19 protein-coding genes and 1 pseudogene are annotated in these 24879 nt (G+C 69.3%); 11 read left to right on the top strand and 9 right to left on the bottom strand.

Features of this window, described 5'->3' with window-relative positions:
• The coding region (locus FHD68_RS03895) for an SPOR domain-containing protein (RefSeq protein ID WP_139085294.1) at window positions 1-807 on the bottom strand (807 nt) is incomplete at its 3' end.
• Window positions 808-880: 73 nt separating this feature from the next.
• The gene (gene argS / locus FHD68_RS03900) at window positions 881-2623 is read right to left on the bottom strand and encodes an arginine--tRNA ligase (RefSeq protein ID WP_045981793.1); all 1743 of its coding nucleotides are present in this window, start codon (window positions 2621-2623) and stop codon (window positions 881-883) included.
• Between the two features lie 270 nt (window positions 2624-2893).
• On the opposite strand from argS, the pseudogene FHD68_RS03905 reads away from it, so the two are divergent.
• Window positions 2894-4444: pseudogene (locus tag FHD68_RS03905) on the top strand (DEAD/DEAH box helicase); the annotation flags it as partial.
• 572 nt (window positions 4445-5016) lie between these two features.
• The gene (gene lnt / locus FHD68_RS03910; RefSeq protein ID WP_127897906.1) at window positions 5017-6534 is read left to right on the top strand and encodes an apolipoprotein N-acyltransferase; all 1518 of its coding nucleotides are present in this window, start codon (window positions 5017-5019) and stop codon (window positions 6532-6534) included.
• Window positions 6535-6553: 19 nt separating this feature from the next.
• On the opposite strand, the gene FHD68_RS03915 is transcribed toward lnt, so the two are convergent.
• Window positions 6554-7183, bottom strand: a complete 630-nt coding sequence (locus FHD68_RS03915; RefSeq protein ID WP_046000058.1) for a J domain-containing protein — start codon at window positions 7181-7183, stop codon at window positions 6554-6556.
• 82 nt (window positions 7184-7265) lie between these two features.
• On the opposite strand from FHD68_RS03915, the gene FHD68_RS03920 reads away from it, so the two are divergent.
• The 5 genes from FHD68_RS03920 to FHD68_RS03940 all read left to right on the top strand — a co-directional run bounded on the left by FHD68_RS03920 (window position 7266) and on the right by FHD68_RS03940 (window position 12951).
• Window positions 7266-7526, top strand: a complete 261-nt coding sequence (locus FHD68_RS03920; RefSeq protein ID WP_045981785.1) for a BolA family protein — start codon at window positions 7266-7268, stop codon at window positions 7524-7526.
• A gap of 73 nt (window positions 7527-7599) precedes the next feature.
• A complete protein-coding gene (gene glpX / locus FHD68_RS03925) occupies window positions 7600-8565 on the top strand; it encodes a class II fructose-bisphosphatase (RefSeq protein WP_127897905.1) in 966 nt (321 codons plus the stop codon).
• 70 nt (window positions 8566-8635) lie between these two features.
• Window positions 8636-10387 (top strand): single-stranded-DNA-specific exonuclease RecJ, encoded by a 1752-nt coding sequence (gene recJ / locus FHD68_RS03930; RefSeq protein ID WP_127897904.1) that lies wholly within the window; start codon window positions 8636-8638, stop codon window positions 10385-10387.
• A 69-nt stretch (window positions 10388-10456) separates the two neighbouring features.
• Window positions 10457-11149: a metal-dependent hydrolase gene (locus FHD68_RS03935; protein WP_127897903.1), complete on the top strand. Its 693-nt coding sequence runs from the start codon at window positions 10457-10459 to the stop codon at window positions 11147-11149.
• Window positions 11146-12951 carry an aminopeptidase P family protein gene (locus FHD68_RS03940; RefSeq protein WP_240542498.1) on the top strand — a complete coding sequence of 602 codons (1806 nt, stop codon included), beginning with the start codon at window positions 11146-11148 and terminating at the stop codon, window positions 12949-12951. The genes FHD68_RS03935 and FHD68_RS03940 overlap by 4 nt, the downstream gene beginning before the upstream one ends.
• 56 nt (window positions 12952-13007) lie before the next feature.
• Here FHD68_RS03940 and FHD68_RS03945 read toward each other — a convergent pair whose 3' ends face one another.
• From FHD68_RS03945 to gltX, 3 genes are all read right to left on the bottom strand, one after another.
• Window positions 13008-13673 carry an SDR family NAD(P)-dependent oxidoreductase gene (locus tag FHD68_RS03945; protein ID WP_046000053.1) on the bottom strand — a complete coding sequence of 222 codons (666 nt, stop codon included), beginning with the start codon at window positions 13671-13673 and terminating at the stop codon, window positions 13008-13010.
• 88 nt (window positions 13674-13761) lie between these two features.
• Window positions 13762-15051, bottom strand: coding sequence for a citrate synthase (locus tag FHD68_RS03950; RefSeq protein ID WP_127897902.1), 1290 nt, complete (start codon window positions 15049-15051; stop codon window positions 13762-13764).
• 79 nt (window positions 15052-15130) lie between these two features.
• Window positions 15131-16519 carry a glutamate--tRNA ligase gene (gltX, locus tag FHD68_RS03955; RefSeq protein ID WP_127897901.1) on the bottom strand — a complete coding sequence of 463 codons (1389 nt, stop codon included), beginning with the start codon at window positions 16517-16519 and terminating at the stop codon, window positions 15131-15133.
• Between the two features lie 107 nt (window positions 16520-16626).
• On the opposite strand from gltX, the gene FHD68_RS03960 reads away from it, so the two are divergent.
• Entirely contained in the window at window positions 16627-18768 is a 2142-nt protein-coding gene (locus tag FHD68_RS03960; RefSeq protein WP_127897900.1) for a ComEC/Rec2 family competence protein, read from the top strand.
• Between the two features lie 107 nt (window positions 18769-18875).
• On the opposite strand, the gene FHD68_RS03965 is transcribed toward FHD68_RS03960, so the two are convergent.
• Both FHD68_RS03965 and FHD68_RS03970 read right to left on the bottom strand, forming a co-directional pair.
• Complete coding sequence (locus FHD68_RS03965) at window positions 18876-19100, bottom strand: DUF2798 domain-containing protein (RefSeq protein ID WP_046000050.1); 225 nt, start codon at window positions 19098-19100, stop codon at window positions 18876-18878.
• A gap of 36 nt (window positions 19101-19136) precedes the next feature.
• A complete protein-coding gene (locus FHD68_RS03970; RefSeq protein ID WP_045981777.1) occupies window positions 19137-20498 on the bottom strand; it encodes an aminotransferase in 1362 nt (453 codons plus the stop codon).
• Between the two features lie 123 nt (window positions 20499-20621).
• Between FHD68_RS03970 and FHD68_RS03975 the strand changes: the two genes are divergently transcribed.
• Window positions 20622-21917 (top strand): alpha/beta hydrolase family protein, encoded by a 1296-nt coding sequence (locus tag FHD68_RS03975; protein ID WP_127897899.1) that lies wholly within the window; start codon window positions 20622-20624, stop codon window positions 21915-21917.
• Window positions 21918-21921: 4 nt separating this feature from the next.
• Here the strand turns inward: FHD68_RS03975 and FHD68_RS03980 are convergent, their stop codons facing one another.
• On the bottom strand, window positions 21922-22242 hold the full coding sequence (locus FHD68_RS03980) for a TfoX/Sxy family protein (RefSeq protein WP_045981775.1): 321 nt from the start codon (window positions 22240-22242) through the stop codon (window positions 21922-21924).
• A gap of 64 nt (window positions 22243-22306) precedes the next feature.
• Between FHD68_RS03980 and miaB the strand changes: the two genes are divergently transcribed.
• Both miaB and FHD68_RS03990 read left to right on the top strand, forming a co-directional pair.
• Window positions 22307-23620: a tRNA (N6-isopentenyl adenosine(37)-C2)-methylthiotransferase MiaB gene (miaB, locus tag FHD68_RS03985; RefSeq protein WP_127897898.1), complete on the top strand. Its 1314-nt coding sequence runs from the start codon at window positions 22307-22309 to the stop codon at window positions 23618-23620.
• A gap of 404 nt (window positions 23621-24024) precedes the next feature.
• Complete coding sequence (locus tag FHD68_RS03990; RefSeq protein ID WP_127897897.1) at window positions 24025-24864, top strand: universal stress protein; 840 nt, start codon at window positions 24025-24027, stop codon at window positions 24862-24864.
• The last annotated feature ends 15 nt before the right edge of the window (window positions 24865-24879 follow it).

A 24879-nucleotide genomic window follows, 5' to 3' on the forward strand; every position in this document is an offset into this window, starting at 1 on the left:
GGCGACGGGTGCGGGTGCCGCGGCAACCTGCGTCACGCGGGGGCGCGGCGTGGGGCGGGCCGATGCGACGACCACGGCGGGGTTCGCCTCGGCCTGGGCCTGGGCCAGCGCCTCGGCGATGGCTGCGGACTGTGCAGGAAGGCCGTTCTCGTCGGTGACGACCTCGGTCACCGCACCCTCGCTGGCGGGGGCGTCGATGATCGCGGCCTGGTTGACGGCGTGATCGGCCAGGGCGCGTTCGGCGGCGGCGGCCGCCTCGGCCTCGGCCAGGGCGCGGGCCTCGCTGTCGGACAGCGGCACGATGGGCTCGCCCGCGAAGGTCAGCGGCGTCTCCGACGGGTTCGAGGGTTCGCGGGCGATGGCGCCCAACTCTCCCATGGCGACGTCATCGGCGGACAGGTCCACCGGCGCCGGCGCGATCGCGACCTGCTCGGTCGGCGACAGGACCTGCCCACCGGCGACCGAATTCACGGCCAGTCCGGTATGGTTGGTCAGCTGACCGCCCGGATCCTCGGCGGTGGTGCGGGCCTCGCCCTGGACGGCGCGGATGACGGGCACGCCCGACACGTCGCGCGACACCAGCTGCCAGCCCCAGGCCATCAACCCGACCATCAGCGCCACCGATGCGACCGCGCCCATGTAATGGGTCACCCGCGCCAGCCGCGCCGGCAGGCCGTCGGCCTGCCCGGGGTGCTGTGCCTGACCGGCAGCTGCCGCCGGCTGTCCGTTCTGATCGTAAGAGAATTCGCGCTTCACCTTGTGACGCGAGAAAACGTAGCCGCCTTCGCGGAAGTCCATCACTGCCATGTTCGCCTGCCCGCCGGTTGCCCCGGATTAACTTTTGCCTGCTCTCAGCCTTCCCCGACGGCGACGCATTCGGTCAGCGCATTTCTTCCGCCGGAGTGACGCCCAGAATAGCGAGACCAGATGAAATAACAACGCCAACCGCCCGGACCAGCGCAATTTTTCCTTGGCTTGTGACCGCGTCGCCATCCTGGATGAATCGCAGCGACATGTCGTCATTGCCGCGATTCCACAGCGAATGCAGGTCGGATGCCAGTTCATACAGGAAGAACGCCACGCGATGGGGCTCGTGCGCGCGGGCCGCGTTCTCGACCAGGCGCGGCCATTCGGCGACCTTGCGGGCCAGCTCCAGCTCGGCCGGGTGGGACAGGACGGACAGATCGGCATCCGCCAGGGTCGAATCGTCGACCGCGATCCCGGCCTCGGTCGCGCGGCGCAGCACGGAATGGACGCGGGCGCTGGCATACTGGACGTACCAGACCGGGTTGTCCTTGGACTGCTCCAGCACGCGGGCAAAATCGAAATCCAGCGCCGCGTCGTTCTTGCGCGTCAGCATGATGAAGCGCGTGACGTCGGCCCCCGCCTCCTCGACCACGTCGCGCAGGGTTACGAAGGTGCCGGCGCGCTTGGACATCTTGAACGGCTCGCCGTTCTTGTACAGCTTGACCAGCTGGATCAGCTTGACGTCCAGCGGCACGCGGCCGTTCGACAGCGCCTTGACCGCCGCGTTCATCCGCTTGACATAGCCGCCGTGATCGGCGCCGAAGACGTCGATCAACTGATCGAAGCCGCGGTCGATCTTGTCCCAGTGATAGGCGATGTCGGGCGCGAAATAGGTCCAGGCCCCGTCCGACTTCTGGATCGGCCGGTCCACGTCGTCGCCATGCGCGCTGGACCGGAACAGCAGCTGCTCGCGCGCCTCCCAGTCCTCGGGCAGCTTGCCTTTCGGCGGCTCCAGCACGCCGCGATAGATCAGGCCCTGCGTGTCCAGGCGCGCGATCGCATCCTCGATCCGCCCGGTGCCGTACAGCGCCTTCTCGCTGGAATAGACGTCCATCTCGACGCCCAGGATCGCCAGGTCGCCGCGGATCTGCTCCATCATCGCCTGCGTCGCGAATTCGCGGATCTCCTCCAGCCATTCGGCCTCGGGGCGGTCCAGCAGGCTGTCGCCGTACTTGGCCTTCAGCGCCTCTCCGACGGGGATCAGATAGTCGCCGGGATACAGCCCCTCGCGGATCTCGGGCTCCAGCCCGTTCGCCTCGCGATAGCGCTCGTATGCCGAGCGGGCCAGCACGTCGACCTGCGCGCCGCCGTCATTGATATAGTATTCGCGCGTGACGTCATGGCCGGAAAACGCCAGCAGCCGCGCCAGCGCATCGCCGAAGACCGCGCCGCGGACATGGCCCACATGCATCGGACCGGTGGGGTTGGCGCTGACGAATTCGACGTTGACCTTGGCATTCGCCCCAAGGTCGGACCGCCCGAATTCGGTGCCGGCCTGCAGGGCCGACCGGATCACGCCCTGCCAGACCACCGGAGACAGGCGCAGGTTCAGGAAACCGGGGCCCGCGACCTCGGCCGCGCTGATGCGGGGGTCGGTCAGGCGCGCGGCCAGGCGGTCGGCGATCTCGCGCGGCTTCATGCCGGCGGGCTTGGCCAGCACCATCGCGGCATTGGTTGCCATGTCGCCATGCGCCGGGTCGCGGGGCGGTTCGACCGTGACATTGGCGGTATCCAGGCCTGCGGGCAGCTCTCCTGCGGCGGCCATCTGGTCCAGCGCCTCGACGACGACGCCGCGCAAATCGGTGAAAAGGTTCATCATGGGCTTCCTGATTGACCCCCGGGGGTTACCCTTTCGGACGGGGAGAGGTCAACCGAAAGCCCCGCGCCACCGCCCCGCCGGCGGGACGGACGACGCAAAAGATTGACGCGGCAGCGCCTTTGGTCTACGCGATGCGGGCCTGCATCCGGCAGGCATCAAGGCGGGGCGTCCGTGTTTGCGTCCCAACTTAGCCGCCACTGCGCCAGACGGGCGCGCGGCTTGGAACGCATCGCGCCAGAACGGGCGCGGCTTAATGGAAAGCCCCGAATGACCAAGTTCTCTGATCTGAAGCTGGACCCCAAAGTGCTGCAGGCCGTGCTGGAAGCCGGCTACGAGACGCCGACGCCCATCCAGCAGGGGGCGATCCCGCCCGCCCTGGAAGGCCGCGACGTGCTGGGGATCGCGCAGACCGGAACCGGCAAGACCGCCAGCTTCACCCTGCCGATGATCACGCTGCTCGGCCGTGGCCGGGCCCGCGCGCGCATGCCGCGCAGCCTTGTGCTGTGCCCCACGCGTGAACTGGCCGCCCAGGTGGCCGAGAATTTCGACACCTATGCCAAGCACACCCGCCTGACCAAGGCGCTGCTGATCGGCGGCGTCAGCTTCGGCGAACAGGACAAGCTGATCGACCGCGGCGTGGACGTGCTGATCGCCACCCCGGGCCGCCTGCTGGACCATGTCGAGCGTGGCAAGCTGCTGCTGACCGGCGTTCAGATCATGGTCGTCGACGAGGCCGACCGCATGCTGGACATGGGCTTCATCCCCGATATCGAGCGCATCTTCCAGCTGACGCCCTTCACCCGCCAGACGCTGTTCTTCAGCGCCACCATGGCCCCCGAGATCGAGCGGATCACCAACACCTTCCTGCACTCGCCCGAACGGGTCGAGGTCGCGCGCCAGGCCTCGGCCAGCGAGACGATCACGCAGCGCCTGATCCAGCTAACCCCCACCCGCCGCGACATGGCCGCCAAGCAGAAGCGCGACCTGCTGCGCGCCCTGATCGACGCCGAGGGCGAGGGGCTGACCAACGCCATCGTCTTCTGCAACCGCAAGACGGACGTCGACATCGTCGCCAAGTCGCTGGCGAAATACGGATACGACGCGGCCCCGATTCACGGTGACCTGGACCAGAGCCAGCGGACCCGCACGCTGGAATCGTTCCGCGACGGCAAGCTGCGCCTGCTGATCGCGTCCGACGTCGCGGCGCGCGGCCTGGACATCCCGGCGGTCAGCCACGTCTTCAACTATGACCTGCCCAGCCACGCCGAGGACTATGTCCACCGCATCGGGCGCACCGGCCGCGCGGGCCGTCTTGGCACCTCGATCAGCATCGCCGTGCCGTCCGACGACAAGTATCTGGCCGCGATCGAGCAGTTGCTGAAATCCTCGCTGCCGCGGGTCGAGGCGCCGGCAGGATTTGCCGGTGGCGACGCACCTGCGCGCGACGACCGCAAGGCCGAAGGCAACGCCACGGAGGATCGCAAGGGCGGATCGCGCGAACGCGGCCGTCGCCGCCGTCGCGACGAACCCCGCCCCGAGGCGGAAGCCGCAGCGCCCCCCGCACCCGTCGCGACCGCAGCCGAACCGGAGGCCCGCATGGAGCCCAAAGTGCAGCCTGAACCCCGCCCCGAACCCGAAGCCCGCGCCGAGCAGCCGCGCCGCGAGGAGACCCGCAAGGACGAACGCCGCGAGGATCGTCGTGACGACCGCCGGGATGACCGTCGCGACGGACGCCGTGGTCGCGATCAGGACAACCGCGGGTCACAGGTGATGGGCATGGGCGATCACATCCCCCAGTTCATGCTGGTCGAACTGCGCAGCGTCGGCCTGTCGGACGACACCCCGACCGAGACCGTGGCAGAGGCCCCCGCCGCCGATCCCGCCCCCAAGCCCGCACGCCGGTCGCGCGGCCGCGGTCGCGGCAAGGCGCAGGCCGAGACGGCGACCGAAGCCCCCGTCGAAGCCCAGCCCGAGGCCCTGCAGCCCGAGACCGTACCGGCCGATGCCGTGCAGGACGCGCAGCCCGTGGCTGAAGCGCCCGTTCAGGCAGAGGCACCGGCGGTCGAACCCGCCGCGGAACCCAAGCCCAAGCGCACCCGCGGCCGCAAGAAGGCCGAGACGGCCGAAACCGACGCCCCCGCCGCCGAGCCGGTCGAGGAGACAGCGCCCAAGCCCAAGCGGACGCGCAGCCGCAAACCCGCCACCGATGTGGCAGAGGCGCCCGCCGAAGCCTCGGTCGATGCGCCCAAGCCCACCCGTCGCCGCAAGGCCGCGACCGCCGATGCGCCCGCCGCCGATGCCGCGACGGACGCGCCGGAAAAGCCCAAGCGCACCCGCCGCGAGAAGGCCGACGCCGACGCGCAGCCCAAGGACGCTGACGCGCAGGCCTGATGCGCGGCACGCCTCGCCCGCTATCCCGACTGCGCGGGGGCCGTCCGCCCCTGCGCAGTCTTCTGCCCGATCTGGCCCTGGGCCTGATCGCCGCCCTGGGCCTTGCACCCCTGGGCATCTGGGCCGCGACGCCGCTGGCGATGGCCGCGCTGATCTGGCGGCTGTCCCCCCTGCCCGCCGCCGCCGTGTTCTGGCACGTGCTGGCCGCGGGCTTTGGCTGGTTCGCCCTGTCGCTGTCCTGGATCACCGAACCCTTCCTGGTCGACATTGCCCGCCACGGCTGGATGGCGCCCTTTGCGCTGATCCTGATGGCGCTTGGGGGTGCCCTGTTCTGGGCGGTGCCGGCCGGCGCGGCCGCGCGTCTGGCCCGTGGTCCCGCTGCGCAGGCCACGGCGATCGCTGCGGCACTGGTCCTGTCGGACTGGCTGCGGGGCTGGATCTTCACCGGCTTCCCCTGGGCCCAGATCGGCCACGCATGGATCGACACGCCCGTCGCCCAGATGGCCGCGTGGACCGGGGCCCTGGGCCTTGGCACGCTGACGATGGCGCTGGCCGCAGTGCCGGTCCTGTTGCGCGGGCGCGCGGTGATGGCGACAGCCCTGGCCGCGGCCCTGCTGGCAGGCCCGTGGATCGCGGGGACGATGCGGCTGGCCGCACCGATGCCCGCCGACCGGCCCGTGACCCTGCGGATCGTGCAGCCCGATGCGGCGCAGCACCTGAAGTGGGACCCCGAATGGTCCACGGTTTTCTTCCAGCGCCTGCTGGACCTGTCCGCCGAACCCGGCCCCCGCGATCTGGTCATCTGGCCCGAGACGGCCGTGAACTTCCTGCTGGAGGATGCCGACGCGGTCCTGCCGATGATGTCCCAGGCCGCGGGCGCGCCTTTGGTCATGGGCATCCAGCGCCGCGAGGGCAGCCGCTTCTTCAACAGTCTTGCGACCGTCGTGCCGGGCGGAGAGGTCACCCAGGTCTATGACAAGTTCCATCTGGTGCCGTTCGGCGAATACGTCCCCTGGGGCGACGCGCTGGCCCATCTGGGCATCGGCGCCTTTGCCGCGCGGCAGGGCAACGGCTATTCCGCCGGTCCCGGACCGCAGATCATGTCCGCGCCGGGCGTCCCCGACTTTCAGCCGCTGATCTGCTATGAGGCGATCTTTCCCCAGCACCTGCGCCATCTGGACCAGCGCCCCGGCTGGCTGCTGCAGGCCACCAACGACGCATGGTTCGGCACCTTGTCGGGCCCGTACCAGCATCTGGACCAAGCCCGCCTGCGCGCGATCGAGACGGGGCTGCCGCTGGTGCGCGCCGCGAATACGGGGGTCAGCGCGGTGGTGGACGCCCGCGGGCGCATCCTGGCCAGCCTGCCCCTGAACCAGCCCGGCAAGATCGACGCGGCGCTGCCCGGCGCGCTGCCCGCGACGCCGTGGCTGGCGGTCGGGAACGTGCCGGTCGTGACGCTGCTGCTGCTGGTTCTGGGCCTGGCCCTGTGGCCGCGCCGCCGAGGGCGCGCGGCCTGACGCTGTCCGCCTGGCGACCCTAGTCGCGGATGAACCGGCTTTCCTTGATCTGATCCCAGGCCCAGACCACCTCGGACAGGCGATCCTCGTCGGAACGGTCGCCGCCGTTCATGTCGGGGTGCAGGTCCTTGACCAGCGACTTGTACTGCTTGCGGATCTCGGCGCGGGTCCAGTGATCCTTGGCCTCCAGGATGTCCAGAGCGCGGCGTTCAGTGGGCGGCAGCTTGCGCGCGCTGGACTGCGCGCGCGATTCCGGCGCGGTGCCGTTCGCGCCCAAGATCTCCAGCGGGTCGCTGACGCCGTGGCGGGCCCACTTGTCCTCGGCCGCGGCGCGACCGAAGGGCTTGGTGGGGCGTTCCCAGACCGTCGCATTGTCGATGAACTGCTGGAACTCCTCCTCGGACTGGCCTTGGAAGTAGTTCCAGTTCGCGTTGTAGTCGCGGACATGCTCTTTGCAGAACCAGAAATAGTCGTCCAGGTTGCGCGGGTTCTTGGGCGCGCGATACTGGCCCGGCTCGTCGCATCCCTCGCGCTCGCAGGTGCGGGTCGAGGTCTCGAACGCCCCCGACATGCCGCGCCGCCCTTTGGTCTTGCGCTTCTTGTCCTTGGCGGCGGAAATGTCGAAACCGAACGGGTCGTTCTTGCTCATCCTGGGGCACCTTTGCGACTCAAGGCGGGCAGTTTAGGCTATCTGACGGGACATGAAACCCCTTGACGGAAAGGATATGCGGATGATCGCGGACCAGATGACCGAACGGCTGGCAGCCCTGCAGCCCACAACCCTGCAGGTGCTGGACGAAAGCGAGGATCATCGCGGCCATGCAGGCTTTCGCGACGGGGGCGAAAGCCATTTCCGCATTCGCATGGCCAGCCCGGCCTTTGCCGGACTGACGCGGATCCAGCAGCACCGCCTGGTCCATGCGACCCTGGGCGACATCGTGCCGCGGATCCACGCGCTGGCGCTGGAACTGTCGGAAAGCCCGGACCGTTAGCGCCGTCAGGCTTGCTGCCCCCTGCCCCGCCCCCTAGAAAGCCCCCAACCTGCAGCACGAAGGGATGAGGGACATGACCGCGCCGAAGGATTTCAACGACAGGATGCTGTCCCTGGGCCTGGCCCGCGTCAGCGAGGCGGCGGCCCATGCCTCGGCCCGGCTGATCGGCCGCGGCGACGAGAAGGCCGCCGACCAGGCCGCGGTGAACGCGATGCGCGACCAGCTGAACATGCTGGACATCAAGGGCGTCGTCGTCATCGGCGAGGGCGAGCGCGACGAGGCGCCGATGCTGTTCATCGGCGAGGAGGTCGGCACCGGCGAGGGCCCCGAGGTGGACATCGCGCTGGACCCGCTGGAAGGCACCACCCTGACCGCCAAGGACATGCCGAACGCGCTGACCGTCATCGCGATGGCGCCGCGCGGCACGCTGCTGCACGCGCCCGACGTCTATATGGACAAGCTGGCCGTGGGGCCGGGTTATCCCAAGGACGTCGTCGGCCTGGACATGAGCCCGTCCGAACGCGTGCGCGCCCTGGCCCGCGCCCGCGGCTGCGAGGACGGCGACATCACCGTCTGTATCCTGGAGCGTCCGCGCCATGAGGAGATGATCGCCGAGGTTCGCCAGACCGGCGCCGCGATCCGCCTGATCACCGACGGCGACGTGGCCGGCGTGATCCACTGCGCCGAGGCCGAGCTGACCGGCATCGACATGTACATGGGTTCGGGCGGCGCGCCCGAGGGCGTCCTAGCCGCGGCCGCGCTGAAATGCATGGGCGGGCAGATATGGGGACGCCTGATGTTCCGTAACGACGACGAACGCGGACGCGCGAAGAAGGCCGGGATCACTGACCTGGACCGCATCTATGCCCGCGACGACCTGGTCACCGACGACGTGATCTTTGCCGCGACCGGCGTCACCGACGGCTCGATCGTCGCCGGCGTCAAGCGCGAGCCGGGATACCTGACGACCGAGACCATCCTGATGCGGTCCAAGACCGGATCGGTGCGGCGCATGACCTATCGCAACCCGGTGAAGTGAGGTAAGGGGGGCCCCGCGCCCCCCTGTCCCGTCCCGGGACGACCCCGGGGCCCTTGGACAAAGAAGACACATGACGGCATTTCTGGGCATCGACAGCTCGTTGACCGGGCGGCGGTGGATCGGACCGCCCGCCGATCTGGAACGGCTGGCCGAAGGGCTGGCCCAGCAGGCGGCCCTGCCCCTGCCGGTGGCCCGCGTGCTGGCCGAACGCGGCGTGCCGCCCGCCGAGGCGGCCGGGTTCCTGACGCCCAAGCTGCGCGACCTGCTGCCCGACCCGCTGACCTTGCGCGACATGGACGTCGCCGCCGAACGGCTGGTCGATGCCGCCGTCAACGGCCAGCGCATCGCGATCTTTGCCGATTACGATGTCGACGGCGGATCGTCGGCCGCCCTGCTGATCGACTGGCTGCACCAGCACGGGCGTCAGGCGACGCTTTATATCCCCGACCGGATCGACGAGGGCTATGGCCCCAACGTCCCCGCCATGACCGCGCTGGCGGCGGCGCATGACCTGATCGTCTGCGTCGACTGCGGGACGCTGTCCCATGACGCGCTGGCCGCCGCTGCGGGCTGCGACGTGATCGTCCTGGACCACCACCTGGGCGGAGAGACCCTGCCCCCCGCGCTGGCGGTCGTGAACCCCAACCGCATGGACGAGGACGGCGCCCTGGGCCATCTGTGCGCCGCGGGCGTGGTGTTCCTGACGCTGGTTCAGGCCGGTCGCGTGCTGCGCCAGCGGGGCCTGCCGCAGCCCGACCTGATGGCGATGCTGGATCTGGTCGCGCTGGCCACGGTCGCCGATGTCGCGCCGCTGGTCGGCGTCAACCGCGCCTTTGTCCGCCAGGGTCTGGCCGTGATGGCGCGCAGGCAGCGGGCGGGTCTGGTCGCGCTGTCCGACATCGCCCGGCTGGACGGCGCGCCAAGCGCGTTCCACCTGGGCTTTCTGCTGGGGCCGCGCATCAATGCGGGCGGGCGCGTGGGTCGCGCCGATCTGGGCGCACTGTGCCTGTCCTGCCGCGACGCGTCGCAGGCCGATCAGCTGGCCCGTCAGCTGGACGCGCTGAACAACGACCGCCGCGCGATCGAGGCCGCCGTCCGCCTGGAGGCCCTGTCCCAGGTCGAGGCGCGGGGCGATGCGCGCCTGTCCTGGGCCGCGGGCGCGGGCTGGCATCCGGGCGTGGTCGGCATCGTCGCCGCCCGCGTCAAGGAGGCGACCGATCTGCCATCCGTGGTGATCGGGGTCGATCACGGCATCGGCAAGGGCAGCGCCCGGTCGGTCCCCGGCGTCGATCTGGGCCGCGCGATCCAGCGTCTGGCGCATGAGGGTCTGCTGCTGAAGGGCGGCGGGCACACCATGGCCGCAGGCCTGACCGTCGAGGAGGCAAAGATCCCCGCCGCGATGGACCGCTTGGCCGAACTGATCGCCCGCGATCTGGCGGGCCGCACCGGGTCGGGCGACCTGCGCATTTCGGGCCTCTTGGAGCCGTCGGGTGCCACCGCGCCCATGTACCGCATGCTGGAGGATGCCGGTCCCTTCGGGCAGGCCGCCCCCGCGCCGCGCTTTGCGTTTTCCGACCAGCTGATCGACAGCGCCGCGACCATGGGCGACCGCCACCTGCGCCTGCAGTTCCGCAGCCCCGGCAGCCCCCCGATGGAGGCCGTGGCCTGGGGCGCGATGGACGGCCCGCTTGGTCCCGGCCTGATCGGCGCCAAGGGGCGGCGGTTCCACCTGGCCGGCAAGCTGGAGCTGTCGACCTGGGGCGGGCGGGAACGCCTGCGCCTTCGCCTGGACGATGCGGCACCCGCGACCGGCAACCTTTGACCCCGCCGGGGGTTCTGGTCACGACCGGACGCGGCCGCTAACCTGCCGCGACAGCGCGAAGGAGACCCCATGAAACTGACCTGGCTTGGCCATTCCGGCTTTCGTCTGCAGATCGAACAGGCCGTGATCCTGATCGACCCTTGGTTCAGCGGAAACCCCGTCTTTCCCGACGACCGGCGCGCCGAGGCCATCGACGGCGCCACGCATATCCTGATCACCCACGGCCATGGCGATCATACCGGCGACACGCTGGCCCTTGCCAAGGAGCTGAAGATCCCCGTCGTGGGCATCTTCGACCTGATCGGCCATTGGGAAAAGACCGACAAGATCGAGGGCATCGGCTTCAACAAGGGCGGCACGGTCGATCTGGGTGGCGCGCAGGTGACGATGGTCAACGCGACGCATTCCAGCTCGATCAGCGGGCCGGACGGTCCTGTCTATGCGGGCCACGAATCGGGTTACATGATCGCGGGCGACGGGCATGTGATCTATGTCTCGGGCGACACCGACATCATGGCCGACATGGAATGGATGGGCGACCTGCACAAGCCAGACATCGGCATCCTTTGCGCGGGCGGGCATTTCACCATGGACATGTCGCGCGCGGCCTATGCGGCCAAGCGCTATTTCGACTTTAAGACCGTGATCCCCTGCCATTACAAGACCTTCCCCCTGCTGGAACAGTCGGCGCAGGTGCTGATTGACGCCCTGTCCGGCGTCAACGTGATCGAACCCAAGGTGATGGAGGCCATCGCGCTGTGAGCTTTCAGACCTTCGACGACCCGGCGGGCGGTGGCGATCATGCCGCCCGCCTGACCGCCCTCCGCCAGTTGATGGCCCGCGAACAGCTGGACGCGGTCATCGTGCCGCGGGCCGATGTGCATCAGGGCGAATACGTGGCCGATGCCGACGCCCGACTGGCCTGGCTGACCGGGTTCACCGGCAGCGCAGGATTCGCGATCGTGACGGCTGACCAGGCGGGCGTCTTCATCGACGGCCGCTATCGCGTGCAGGTGCGCAGCCAGATCGACCTTGGTCATTTCACCCCGGTGCCCTGGCCCGAGACTCGTCCCTCCGCCTGGCTGGCCGAGGCCTTGCCGCAGGGCGGGCGCGTGGGTTTCGACCCTTGGCTGCACACCCGCAAGGAGATCGCCGGGATGGAGGGCGCGCTGACCGACACCGGCATCGCCCTGATCGCGCTGGACCACAATCCGGTCGACGCGATCTGGCCCGACCGCCCCGCCCCGCCCGTGGGCCCTGCCCGCATCCACCCCGACGCCATCGCCGGAGAGAGCGCGGCGCAGAAACGCGCCCGCCTGGCCACCGATCTCAAGGCGCAGGGCCAGGCAGCGGCGCTGCTGACGCTGCCCGATTCGATATCCTGGCTGCTGAACATCCGCGGCAGCGACCTGCCCAAGAACCCGGTGGTGCAATCCTTTGCGGTGCTGTCGGACAGCGGCGATCTGGCGCTGTTCGCGGACCCGGCCAAGTTCGACGCCGACCTGCGGGCGCATCTGGGCAATCATGTCCACATTTTGCCGCATGATGCGCTGGCTGCGGCGCTGACCGACCTCGAAGGCCCCGTGCGCCTCGATCCCGGCTCCGCGCCCGAGGCCGCGTTCCGCATCCTGGAGACCGCGGGCACCACCGTCGTCGCAGGCCCCGACCCCGCCGTCCTGCCCAAGGCCCGCAAGAACGCGGCAGAGCTTTCGGGCATGCGCAGCGCCCATCACCGTGACGGGCTGGCCATGGTGCGCCTGTTGGCATGGCTAGACCGTCAGGACCCCGCCGCCCTGTCCGAGATCGACGTGGTCCGCCAACTGGAGGGGCTGCGCCGTGATCAGGGCATCCTCGACATCAGCTTCGACACGATCATGGGCGCCGGTCCGAACGGCGCCATCGTCCATTACCGCGTGACCGAGGCGACCAACCGTCGGCTGGCCGCGGGCGACCTGCTGCTGATCGATTCCGGCGGCCAATACGCCGACGGCACCACCGATATCACCCGCACCGTGCCCTTGGGCGATCCGCGCCCGGACGCGGTCGGGCCCTTCACCGCAGTGCTGCGCGGCATGATCGCCCTGTCGCGGGCGCGCTTTCCGACCGGCGTGACCGGGGGGCATCTGGACGCCCTGGCGCGTCAGTTCCTGTGGTCGCAGGGTCTGGACTACGATCACGGCACCGGCCACGGCGTCGGCGCGGCACTTTGCGTGCATGAAGGCCCGGCGCGGATCAGCCGCGTCAGCGACGTGCCGCTGGAACCCGGCATGATCCTGTCGAACGAGCCCGGCTACTACCGCGAAGGCAGCTTCGGCATCCGGATCGAGAATCTGATCGTCGTGACCCAGGCCGATGCCGAACCGGGCCGCCAGATGCTGGGCTTCGACACGCTGACGCTATGCCCCATCGACCGCCGCCTGATCGACCGCGCCGCGCTGTCGGCCGACGATGTCGCCTGGCTGGACGCCTATCACGCCCAGGTTCGGATCAGCCTGTCGCCCGATCTTCAGGGACAGGACCTGGACTGGCTGACGGAGGCGACCGAACCGCTCGGCCAGGTGTGACATCCGGGGGGTGCGGGGGGGCAGGCAGCCCCCCGCGCCGCCGCGGGACGCAAACCTCACAACAGCGACAGGATGCGCGCCGCCTCGTCCCTGCACGGTGCCAGCGCGCCGCGATCCTCGCCCGGATGGAACCGCGCACGGACCGCGGTCGGCATGGGCGCCGGCGAATCGATCAGCACCCGCGGGCCGGTCTGCACCGTCTCGGCCTGCCAGCTGCGCGCCAACGCGATCTGCGCGGCCTTGGACGCGCCATAGGCGCCAAAGAACTTCTGCCCGCCCCGCGCATCGTCAAAGAACAGCGCCGTTCCCCGGCGCTGGCGCAGCAGCGGCTCCAGCATGGCGATCAGGCCGCGGGTGACCTCGACATTGACCAGCATGGACTTGGACCAGTCGCGCCCCTCGATATGGGGCGCCGGCGACATCGGCGCCGCATGAACCGCGCAATGCGCCCACAGGTCCAGCCCGCCCCACCGGCCGGCGATGGCCTGGGTCATCTGCTTCATCGCCTCGGGTTCGGTCACGTCCATCGGCGCCAGTGTCGCCTGGCCACCGGCCGCACGGATGCGGTCGTCCAGCTCCTCCAGCGCGCCCACGGTCCGCGCGACCGCCAGCACGTGATAGCCCTGCGCCGCCAGCCCTTCGGCCAGCGCCGCCCCAAGCCCCCGAGAGGCCCCCGTCACCAGCGCCAGCCGGGTGGCGCCTGTCTGTTCGATCTCGCTCATGTCCGGTCCCTTGCCACCGCGCGTCCCCCCGCGCAACCACGAAAAAGGGGCCCCCGAAGGGACCCCCATGCCTGACCTGCCAGGACGCTCAGCGCGCCTTCAGGTCCACATAGTCGCGGCGGTCGCTGCCGACATACAGCTGGCGCGGACGGCCGATCTTGTTCTGCGGATCGCCGATCATCTCTTTCCACTGCGCGATCCAGCCCACCGTGCGCGACAGCGCGAAGATCGGCGTGAACATCGACGTGGGGAAGCCCATCGCCTCCAGGATGATGCCCGAATAGAAATCGACGTTGGGGTACAGCTTCTTCTCGATGAAGTACTCGTCCTCCAGCGCGATCTTCTCCAGCTCCTTGGCGACCTGCAGCGTCGGGTTGTCGCCCACGCCCAGCAGGTCCAGGACCTCGTCGGCCGATTCCTTCATGACCGTCGCGCGCGGGTCGAAGTTCTTGTAGACCCGGTGGCCGAACCCCATCAGCTTGAACGGGTCGGACTTGTCCTTCGCCTTGGCGATGTATTCCGGGATCCGGTCGACGGTGCCGATCTCGCGCAGCATCTCCAGGCAGGCCTGGTTGGCGCCGCCATGGGCGGGACCCCACAGGCAGGCGATGCCCGCCGCGATGCAGGCAAACGGGTTCGCCCCCGATGATCCCGCCAGGCGCACGGTCGAGGTGGACGCGTTCTGCTCGTGATCGGCATGCAGGGTGAAGATGCGGTCCATGGCGCGGGCCAGGGCCGGGTTCACCTCGTATTTCTCGGCCGGGACCGAAAAGCACATGTTCAGGAAGTTCGACGCGTAATCCAGGTCGTTCTGCGGATAGACGAAGGGCTGGCCGATCGAGTATTTATAGGCCATCGCCGCGATCGTGGGCAGCTTGGCGATCAGGCGGATCGCCGCGACCTCGCGCTGCCATTCGTCGTTCACGTCGGTCGAGTCGTGATAGAAGGCGGACATGGCTCCCACGACGCCGACCATGGTCGCCATCGGATGCGCATCGCGACGGAAGCCGCGGAAGAAGTTGTGCATCTGCTCGTGCACCATCGTGTGGCGCGTGACGCGGGCGCGGAAATCGTCCATCTGCACCTCGGTCGGCAGCTCGCCGTACAGCAGCAGATAGCAGACCTCCAGATAGCAGGACTTGGCGGCCAGCTGCTCGATCGGATAGCCGCGATACCACAGCTCGCCCTTGTCGCCGTCGATGAAGGTGATCGTCGAATCGCAGCTGGCGGTCGAGGTAAAGCCGGGGTCATAGGTGAAGACGTCCGCCTGGCCATAGAGCTTGCGGATGTCCAGGACATCCGGCCCCTTGGTCGGGGACAGGATCGGCAGGTCGTAATCCTGCCCGTTCAGATGCAGTTTAGCGGTCTTGTCGGCCATGCGAAGGCGTCCTTCCGGCTAAGGCCGGGCGGTCCGCCGCGTAAACCCGTCAGACAGCCCTGGCATGTAAGGGCAGGCTTCAGCCTGCCAAATCGGTCTGGTCCTGCAGCCGGGCCAGCGTCTCCTCGCGGCCAAGCGCAGTCATCATGTCGAACACACTGGGGGTTGCGCTGGTCCCGGCCAGGGCGGCGCGCAACGGCCCCGCGATCTTGCCCAGTCCGACGCCGTTCTGCTCTGCGACCGCCTTGGCCGCCCCCTCCAGATCGTCTCGGCTCCAGCTAGCATTCTGCACTGCGGCAGTCAATGATTTCAGCATACCACGGGATACCGTATCCAGCGCCTCGGCCGACTTCTCGTCGACCGCGACGGGCCGGTCGATCATCGCGAAGCGCGCCTGGTCCAGCAGCGCAGGCAGGGTTTTCGCCTTTTCCTTCAAGGCCGCCATCGCGCCCAGGATGCGCTGACGTTGCGTCGCGGTCAGCGCGGGGGCGCCGGTCTCGCGCAGATAATCCTCCAGCGCGGCCAGCACCTGATCGTCTTGCATTTGACCGATATGGTGCCCGCTGACATGCTCAAGCTTCTTGAAGTCCAGACGCGCGGGCGCGCGCCCGATCCCCTCCAGCCCGAACCAGGCGCGGGCCTGGGCATCGTCGAACAGCTCGTCGTCGCCATGGCTCCAGCCAAGCCGCGCCAGATAGTTGCGCATCGCCGCCGGCGGATAGCCCAAGGCCGCGAATTCGTGCAGGCCGACAGCGCCGTGACGCTTGGACAGCTTCTTGCCGTCCTCTCCGTGGATCAGCGGGATATGGGCATAGGTCGGGCGCGGCCAGCCCATCGCGTCGATGATCTGGATCTGGCGGGCGGTGTTGGTCAGGTGGTCGTCGCCCCGGATCACATGGGTCACGCCCATGTCGTGATCGTCCACCACCACGGCCAGCATATAGGTGGGCGTGCCGTCGCTGCGCAGCAGCACCATGTCGTCCAGCTGGTCGTTGGCCACGCGCACCGCGCCCTGCACCTGATCGTCGATCACCGTCTCGCCGTCGCGCGGCGCCCTGAGGCGGATCGCATGGGGCGCGTCGGGCAGGTCGGTCGCATCGCGCCAGGGGCTGAGGAAGGGCTGGCGCGGGTTCGCCTCGCGCCAGGCCGCGATCTCGTCGGTGGTGGAGAAGCACTTGTAGGCCGAGCCCCGCTCCAGCATCTGGCGGGCGACCTCGGCATGGCGGTCCTTGCGTTCGAACTGGCTGACGGGTTCGCCGTCCCAGTCCAGGCCCAGCCAGGTCAGGCCCTTCAGGATTGCCGCGGTGGCCTCGGGGGTTGACCGGGCGCGGTCGGTATCCTCGATCCGCAACAGGAACTTGCCGCCCCGCCCCCGCGCGAACAGCCAGTTGAACAGCGCCGTCCGGGCGCCGCCCACATGCAGGTATCCGGTGGGAGAGGGGGCAAAACGGGTAACGATCTGGGTCATGGCGGCCTTCGGGCAGGGTCTGGCGCGGCACGGCGTTAACGCTTTGGTAAGCATCCCCGTGCCATCTTGCGGCCAAGTGATAGTCACCGGGTCGCGAAAGGACAAGGATGTTGCCCCAATCGGGTGCGGTCGCGCCTCCCCTGCCCCAGACCGCAACCCGCCCTGTGGCCGCCCCGCGCCCCGCCGCGGCGCTGCGCGCGGGACTGTTTCCCTGGGTGCCGGTCTGCCTGTCCGCCGGGATCGGGCTGTGGTTCCTGCATCCGACGCTGTTCGGCGCGGCCCATTGGACGGTGATGGCCTGCCTGCTGGCGCTGTCGCTGACCATAGCACGCCACGCGCCCCTCTGGGCCGACCGAGGCCGGATCGACTGGCCGCAGGCCGATGCCGTCCATCTGGCCGCGCTGGCGCTGTCCTTCGTGATCGCCGGCACCGGCCTGGTCGCGTTCCGCGCCGCGCATGTCGCGGCCCCGGTCTTGGAATGGCGCTATTACGGCCCGGTCGAGGGGCGGGTGATCCAGATCGACCGGTCGGGGCGCGACCGGATGCGCCTGACGCTGGACGGGGTCGTGCTGCATGACCTGTCGCCCGACCGCACGCCCGCGCGGGTGCGCCTGTCGCTGATGGGCGACGACGCATTGCCGCCCCTGGGCCAGCGGGTGATGCTGACCGGGCATCTGGGCCCGCCCCCCGCCCCGTCGTCCCCGGGCAGCTTCGATTTTCGGATGTTCGCATGGTTCGACGGCCTGGGCGCCGTCGGCTATTCGCGCACGCCGATCATGGCCGTGGCGCCGCCGCAGGGGGGCGTATGGTGGGCGCACCGGGCGCGCATGTCGATCAGCGCCGCGATCCAGGACCGCATCGGCGGACAGGCCGGGGCCGTGGCATCCGCCCTGATGACCGGCGACCGCTCCGGCATCGCCGAGGAGACGAACGAAGTGATGCGCGCCTCGAACCTCTACCACATCATCTCGATCTCGGGGCTGCACATGGGAATGCTGGCGGCCTTCGTCTATGGCGCGGTGCGCATGGTCCTGGTGGGGGTGCAGGGCGCGGGGATCGGCTTGGCGCGACCGATGCACAAATGGGCGGCCGGCATCGCGCTGGCGGCGGCGGCGGCCTATCTGTGGCTGTCCGGCGGCGGGGTCGCGACCGAACGGTCGTTCATCATGGTCGCCGTCATGCTGGGCGCGATCATCGCCGACAGGCGGGCAATTTCCCTGCGCACGGTCGCCCTGGCCGCGACCATCGTGCTGATCTACTCGCCCGAGGCCGTCGTCAGCGCCGGCTTCCAGATGAGCTTTGCCGCCACCGTGGCCCTGATCCTGGTCTATGGCCCCTGGGCGCGGGTGTCCCCGCGCCTGCCATGGTGGCTGCGCCCGGTGGCGATGCTGATCGTGTCGTCGCTGATCGCCGCCGTGGCGACATCGCCCATCGCCGCGGCGCATTTCAACCGCATGGCGCAATACGGTCTGCTGGCGAACCTGCTGGCGGTGCCGGTCATGGGCACGCTGGTGATGCCCGCTGGCGTCATCGGCGCCGTCCTGGCCCTGGTCGGCATGGAGGCGCCGGCCCTGTGGGTCATGGGCATCGGCACGGAATGGATGCTGTGGGTCGCGCGATTCGTGGCCGATCTGGGCGGGGCGGTGACCGGTGTGGCCAAGCCGCCCGCCGCCGTGGTGCCGCTGATTGGCTTTGGCGCGGTGCTGGGCATCCTCTGCTGGCGCCCCGCGGCGCGGCGTGGGGTGCTGACGCAGGCAGGCTTCGTGCTGGCGATGACGCTGCTGATCGCCACCGCCGCGCAGTGGATGACTGCCCGCCGCCCGCTGCTGCTGATCGCGCCGGAGGGCGAGGCCGTGGGCCTGATGACCCCCGAGGGCCGCGCCATCTCGAAGCCCTCTGGCGGCGCCTTCGTCGTCTCGACCTGGCTGCAGGAGGACGGCGACATGGCCGACCAGGAAACCGCCGCCGCCCGCCCCGCCTGGACCGGCGACCGCCGCGACCGGCTGGCAGCCCTGTCCGGCGGCTGGCAGGTCTGGCACCTGACCGGAAAGGGGTCGGGGGCCCGCGCCGCCGCCGCCTGTCGTCCCGATCGCATCGTGGTCGCGACCGAACCCGTCGACATCGACGGCACGCCACGGTGCCTGCTGCTGGACCCGACACGCCTCCGCCGCAGCGGCGCCGTCGCGATCCGCATGACCGCGGATGGACCGCAGGTTACCACGGGTCAACCGATGCGGCTGTCGCGATAGCACGGGCCCGCGGCCCGGGGCGCGATCGCCGCGCACGGTCGTCCGGACAGGTTCTTACGACCCGCAGGCGAACCCCGCGCCATGCGCAACCGCCGACAGGGTCGTCGTCAGGCCCGCGTCAGTCGCGCGACCAGATGCCGCGTCACCGGGGCCACCACCAGCACCGCCGGAAAGGCCACCGCCCAGCTGGACAGCCAGTTCCCCAGCCACAGCCCCGCGACCCCGTCGGACAGACCCACCGCCCGGACCGTGGCGATCCCCGACACCAGCGACGACATCAGCCCCGACAGGAAGAAGCCGAACAGGATCGGGGCATAGCGTGCGGGTATCATCCGGCGATCTTTCCGAAACCCATCCCCGCCCCTCGCTCAGGCCAGCTCGGCAAAGACCTTGCCCAAGGCCTTGTCCAGCTTCTCGAACATCTCGTCCATCTGCGCGGGCGTCAGGATGAAGGGCGGGCACAGCACGATCGACTGCCCCAGGGGGCGACAGATCAGGCCCATGTCGGTGCACGTGTTGGCAATCCGCTCGCTGACCGACAGATGCCCCTCGAAGGGCGTCTTGGTCGCCTTGTCGCGCACCGCCTCCAGCGCCCACATGAAGCCCACGCCGCGATATTCGCCGATATTCGGGTTCTGCGCCAGCTGCCGCAACCCGTCCTCGAAGCGCGGAGCCAGGTCGATGACGTTCTGCGCCAGCCCCTCGTTCATCACCACGTCGATGGCCTTCAGCGCGATCGCGCAGCCCACCGGGTGGCCCGACGCGGTGAAACCGTGCGGGAACTCCTCGATCTTGTCGATGGCGGCCTGCAGGCGGTCGGTCAGTTCCGGCCCCAGGATCACCGCGCCCATCGGGAACAGCCCCGCCGTCAGGTTCTTGGAGCTGATGATCGCGTCGGGGACGAAATCATAGGTCACCGACCCCCAGGTGTTGCCCGTACGTCCGAACCCGGTGATCACCTCGTCCGCGATCATCGGGATGCCGTGCTTTTTCAGCACCGGCAGGATTGCCTGGAAATACCCCTCGGACGGCGGAATGACCCCGCCCGCACCCTGCACGGGTTCCGCGAAAAAGCCCGCGATGGTGTCCGCGCCCTCGCGCTGGATCGTCTCGTCCAGCTCGCGCGCCAGGCGCTGCGTGAACGCCGCCTCGGTCTCTCCCTCCTCTCCGAAACGCCAGTAGTGCGGGCAGGTCAGGTGGATGAAGCCCGGCAGAGGCAGGCCGAACACCTCGTTATAGGGCTTGCCCGTCATGCTGGCCGACACGGCGGTCACGCCGTGATAGGCGTTCCAGCGCGTCAGGATCTTGCGCTTTTGCGGATTGCCCTCGCTGGCATGCATGAACCACAGCATCTTGACCATGGTGTCGTTCGCCTCAGAGCCCGAGTTCGTGTAGAACACCTTGCCACGCGAAAACGGCGACACCTCGACCAGCTTCTCGGACAGCATCACGGTCTGGTCGGACATCCGCCCGAAGAACGCGTGATAGCCCGGAAAGCGGTCGTACTGATCCTTGGCGGCCTGGGCCAGGCCCTTGTGGTCGAAGCCCGCGACCATGTTCCACAGGCCCGAATTGGCGTCCAGATAGCGGTTGCCGTTCACGTCGACGACATAGGGGCCCTCGCCATGGGTCAGGACGACGGCGCCGCGCTTGTGGACGCTTGGCAGGTCGGTGAAGCCGTACAGCGAGTATTCGTCGGCGCGTGCTTCCCAGCTTTGCGGGGTGGTCATGGTCGGTCTCCTTGCCGGATCTTGGGGGCAGGCTAGCCGGGCGCCGGGCGGCGTTCAATGGGGGACGCTTGTGCAGATCGTGCAACCGGGGCACAGTTCGCCCGAACCGCCGGAGGAGCCCCCATGAGACACCTGATGCTGGCCGCTGCCGCCACCCTGGCCTGCGCCGCCCCCGCCCTGTCCGAAAACCGCATCGACCTGATCCGCCCCGACGCGCCGGAACTGGCCGCGCGCGGCCCGCATCCGGTCGGCGTGCGCGCCGCCAGCTTCACCGACCCCGACCGCATCGACGTGATCGCGACCACCGCCACGGGCACGCCCCCCACCGCGGAACGCACCCTGCAGGCAGAGATCTGGTATCCTGCGGCCGACGGCACCGAACCCGGCACCACCTATGACACGATCCTGCGCGACGGGGTCACGCCCACCACCCTGTCCGGCAGCGCCGCCCGCGACGCGGCGCCGGCCGAGGGGTCTTTCCCGCTGGTCATCCTGTCGCACGGCTATCCCGGCAACCGCTATCTGATGAGCCACCTGGCCGAGAACTTGGCCTCCAAGGGATACGTCGTTGTCGCCGCAGACCATCCCGACAGCACGTACGACGACATGGGGGCGTTTGCCTCGACCCTGGTGAACCGGGCGGTGGACCAGCGGTTCCTGCTGGACAGCATGGCCGGGCTGGAGGACGAGATCGGCGCGATCACCGATGCCGACACGGCGGCCGTCGTGGGCTATTCCATGGGCGGATACGGCGCGATGATCTTTGGCGGCGCGGGCCTGTCGCAGACCGCCATCGACCGGACCGAGCCCGAACGCTTCATCCCGCCGCAGAAGCTGCTGTCCCGGCTGGCCGCGGGCAGCGAGGATCACGCCGCCCTGGTCGATCCGCGCGTCAAGGCCATCGTGGCCATCGCCCCCTGGGGCCGCCAGCACGAGTTCTGGGACGCGGACGGGCTGGCCGGCATGACCAAGCCGCTGCTGCTGGTCGCGGGCAGCGATGACGACGTGTCGATCTATGACGCGATCCGGCAGATCTTCGACCAGACGACCGCGGCGACACGGCACCTTCTGACCTTCGATCATGCCAACCACAACGCCGCTGCCCCGATCCCCGCCCCGGTCGAGGCCTGGGCCTTCTCGGAATCCCTGGGCCGCGCGCCCTTCGACCATTACGCCGATCCGGTCTGGGACAGCGTGCGAATGAACAACGTCCTGCAGCATTTCACCACGGCCTTCCTGGACCAGCACCTGAAGGGCGAGGATCGCGGCGCCTTCCTGGACCTGGTGCCCGATGCCGAGGACGGGGTCTGGTCGGTCGATGACGCGGGCACGCCAGATGCGACCCACAGCTATTGGCCGGGCTTTCCCGAGCGCAGCGCCAAGGGGCTGATGTTCGAAACCAAGAACGCCGGTCAGTAGGCCGTCAGGGGCGGCGCAGGCCGATCTGGTCCAGCGCCGCCTCCAGCGCCGTCATCGGGCGACGCTCGGCCACCAGCGCGTCGAACCGCGCGCGCAGGGCGGCCTTTTCGGCGCCCTTGCAGTCGTTCCAGGGCCGCCCCTGCAGCGCCATGTGCAGCACGTAATATCCGATGAAATGCGGACGCTCTCCGGCGTCCATCAAGGCGCGATAGGCCGCGTCCGCCCCCATCGCCCGCAGCGCCGCCGCGTCCGGCACGCCGGCCGCGATCAGCGCCTGCGCGGTGGCGGGGCCGATGTTGCGGATGGTGGTCAGGTCGCTCTCCATCCCGTGCCTTTCCAAAAGCCTGCATTTCCTGTATCGCTGCGCGACCTTCAGGAACAGGCATGACATGACCGCCCATAACCCGGCCGCGAAGAAACTGTTCATCAAGACCTACGGGTGCCAGATGAACGTCTATGACAGCCAGCGCATGGCCGAGGCGATGGGCGCCGAGGGCTATGTCCTGACCGAGGATCAGTCGGACGCCGACATGGTCCTGCTGAACACCTGCCACATCCGCGAGAAGGCGGCCGAGAAGCTGTATAGCGACCTGGGCCGGCTGAAGCCCCTGAAGGCCGCGCGCCCCGACCTGAAGGTCGGTGTCGCGGGCTGCGTGGCCCAGGCCGAGGGGGCCGAGATCATCCGCCGGATGCCGCTGGTTGATCTGGTCGTCGGGCCGCAGACCTATCACCGCCTGCCCGCCATGGTGCGCGGCGAGGCGCCCGCCATCGACACCGATTTCCCCGAAGAAGACAAGTTCGACCACCTGCCCGCCCCCCGCGCAACGCGGCGCGCGCCCGCGGCCTTCCTGACCGTGCAGGAGGGCTGCGACAAGTTCTGCGCCTTCTGCGTGGTGCCCTATACCCGCGGCGCCGAGGTCAGCCGCCCCGCCGAACGCATCCTGGCCGAGGCCCGCGACCTGGTCGGACGCGGCGTGCGCGAGATCACCCTGCTGGGCCAGAACGTCAACGGCTGGCATGGGGGCCCGGGCGGTTTCGGCGCCCTGATCCGCGCCCTGGGCGAGATCGACGGGCTGCTGCGGATCCGCTATACCACCAGCCATCCCAACGACATGGCAGATGACCTGATCGAGGCGCATCGCGACGTGCCCCACCTGATGCCCTATCTGCACCTGCCCGTGCAGTCGGGCAGCGACCGCATCCTCAAGGCGATGAACCGAAAGCACACGTCGGACCAATATCTGCGCCTGATCGACCGCATCCGCGCGGCGCGTCCCGACATCCTGCTGACCAGCGACTTCATCGTCGGCTTTCCCGGAGAGACGGACCAGGATCACGCCGACACCCTGCGCCTGATCGAACAGGTGGGCTTCGGCATGGCCTACAGCTTCAAGTATTCGCCGCGTCCGGGCACCCCCGCCTATGACCGCCCCGAGGTCGACGCCGCCGTGGCCGACGCCCGCCTGCAGGAGTTGCAAGCCCTGCTGACCCGTCAGCAGCATGCGGTCCAGGACGGCATGATCGGTCGCACCGTCAACGTGCTGTTCGAGAAGGCGGGCCGCGAGGCGGGCCAGATGATCGGCAAGTCCGACTATCTGCATTCCGTCTTCGTCGACACCGACCGCGTCCAGGTCGGTGACCTGCGCCCCGTGCGCATCATCGGCAGCCAGCGCAACTCGCTGCACGGCGAACTGGTCGCATAGCCCGGCGGCGGGGCGGCCCGTTCGGGTCTGTGACCGGGTCATCCGCCGGGTCCGGACCGGCCTGCCGCCACATGCGACATGCGGAACGGCCCTGGACCGGGGTCATGAACCAGGCGGCAGGTCTGTGCCCATGCCGCCACCGTCGTCGGAACGGCAGGATCCGTGATGACGCGGCACTCCTGCATCGCCCCTCCAGTGCTGCCAGCGCTGCGCCCCGCATCGCCCGCGACCAGGGCCGGCGCGCTACCAGAGCCAACGCGCGGCCGTGACAAGCGTCCTGATGGATCCCCGCGGCACGATTGACGGCGTCCCTTCGCTGCTGCGCATCGCGCGGGGTTTGATCAGGATCAAGGCGCCGCCCGCTCCGCACCGCTACGATGGCTTATCCGCAACAGGAGGCGATCATGGCCTACAAGACGATCCTGACAGTCCTCAGCCACCCGTTCCAGGTGCCGCAGCTGGACGATGCCGCGGCGCTTGCCGCGGCGCATGACGCGCATCTGGATATCCTCTGCCTGGGCATAGACCACAGCCAGGCCGGGTACTTCTTTCCCGGCGGCACATCCTATGGATGGCAGGAGGCGATCGACAGCGCGCTGACCGATGCCAATGCGCTGGACCGCAAGGTGCGCGACCGCATGGCCGCGTCCCACGACCTGCGCTGGTCCTGCGAGGCCGCGGTGACCCAGTCCCTGGGCATCGCATCGCTGGTGGGCCTGCGGGCGCGGTTCTCGGACCTGGCGATCCTGGCCAGCCCCTATGCCAAGGGCCAGCCCGGCGACGCCGAACTGATCACCGAGGCCGCGCTGTTCGAGGGGGCCTGCCCCGTCCTGGTCCTGCCGCAGGGCTGCGAGCCGGTTGCCGCGCCGCGCCGCATCCTGATCGCCTGGAACCAGTCCGCCGAGGCCCTGGCCGCCATCCGCCGCGCCCTGCCCCTGCTGCGCGCCGCCGAGATGGTCGAGGTCACCTGCATCGATCCGCGCAGCAGCGGGCCGGAACGCTCCGATCCGGGGGGGGCGCTGACGCAGATGCTGACGCGGCACGGCGTCCACGCCCAGATCGCGGTGCTGGCCCGCACCGCCCCCCGCATCAGCGACGAGATCAACCGCCGCGCGATAGAGGTCGATGCCAACATGGTGGTGATGGGCGCCTATGGCCATTCCCGCCTGCGCGAGGCGATCCTGGGCGGTGCGACGCGCAACATGCTGGAACAGGCGCGCGTGCCGGTCTTCCTGGCGCGTTGAAGACGTACGCCGCCT

Source organism: Paracoccus marcusii (genome assembly GCF_006151785.1).
GTDB classification, from domain to species: Bacteria; Pseudomonadota; Alphaproteobacteria; order Rhodobacterales; family Rhodobacteraceae; genus Paracoccus; species Paracoccus marcusii.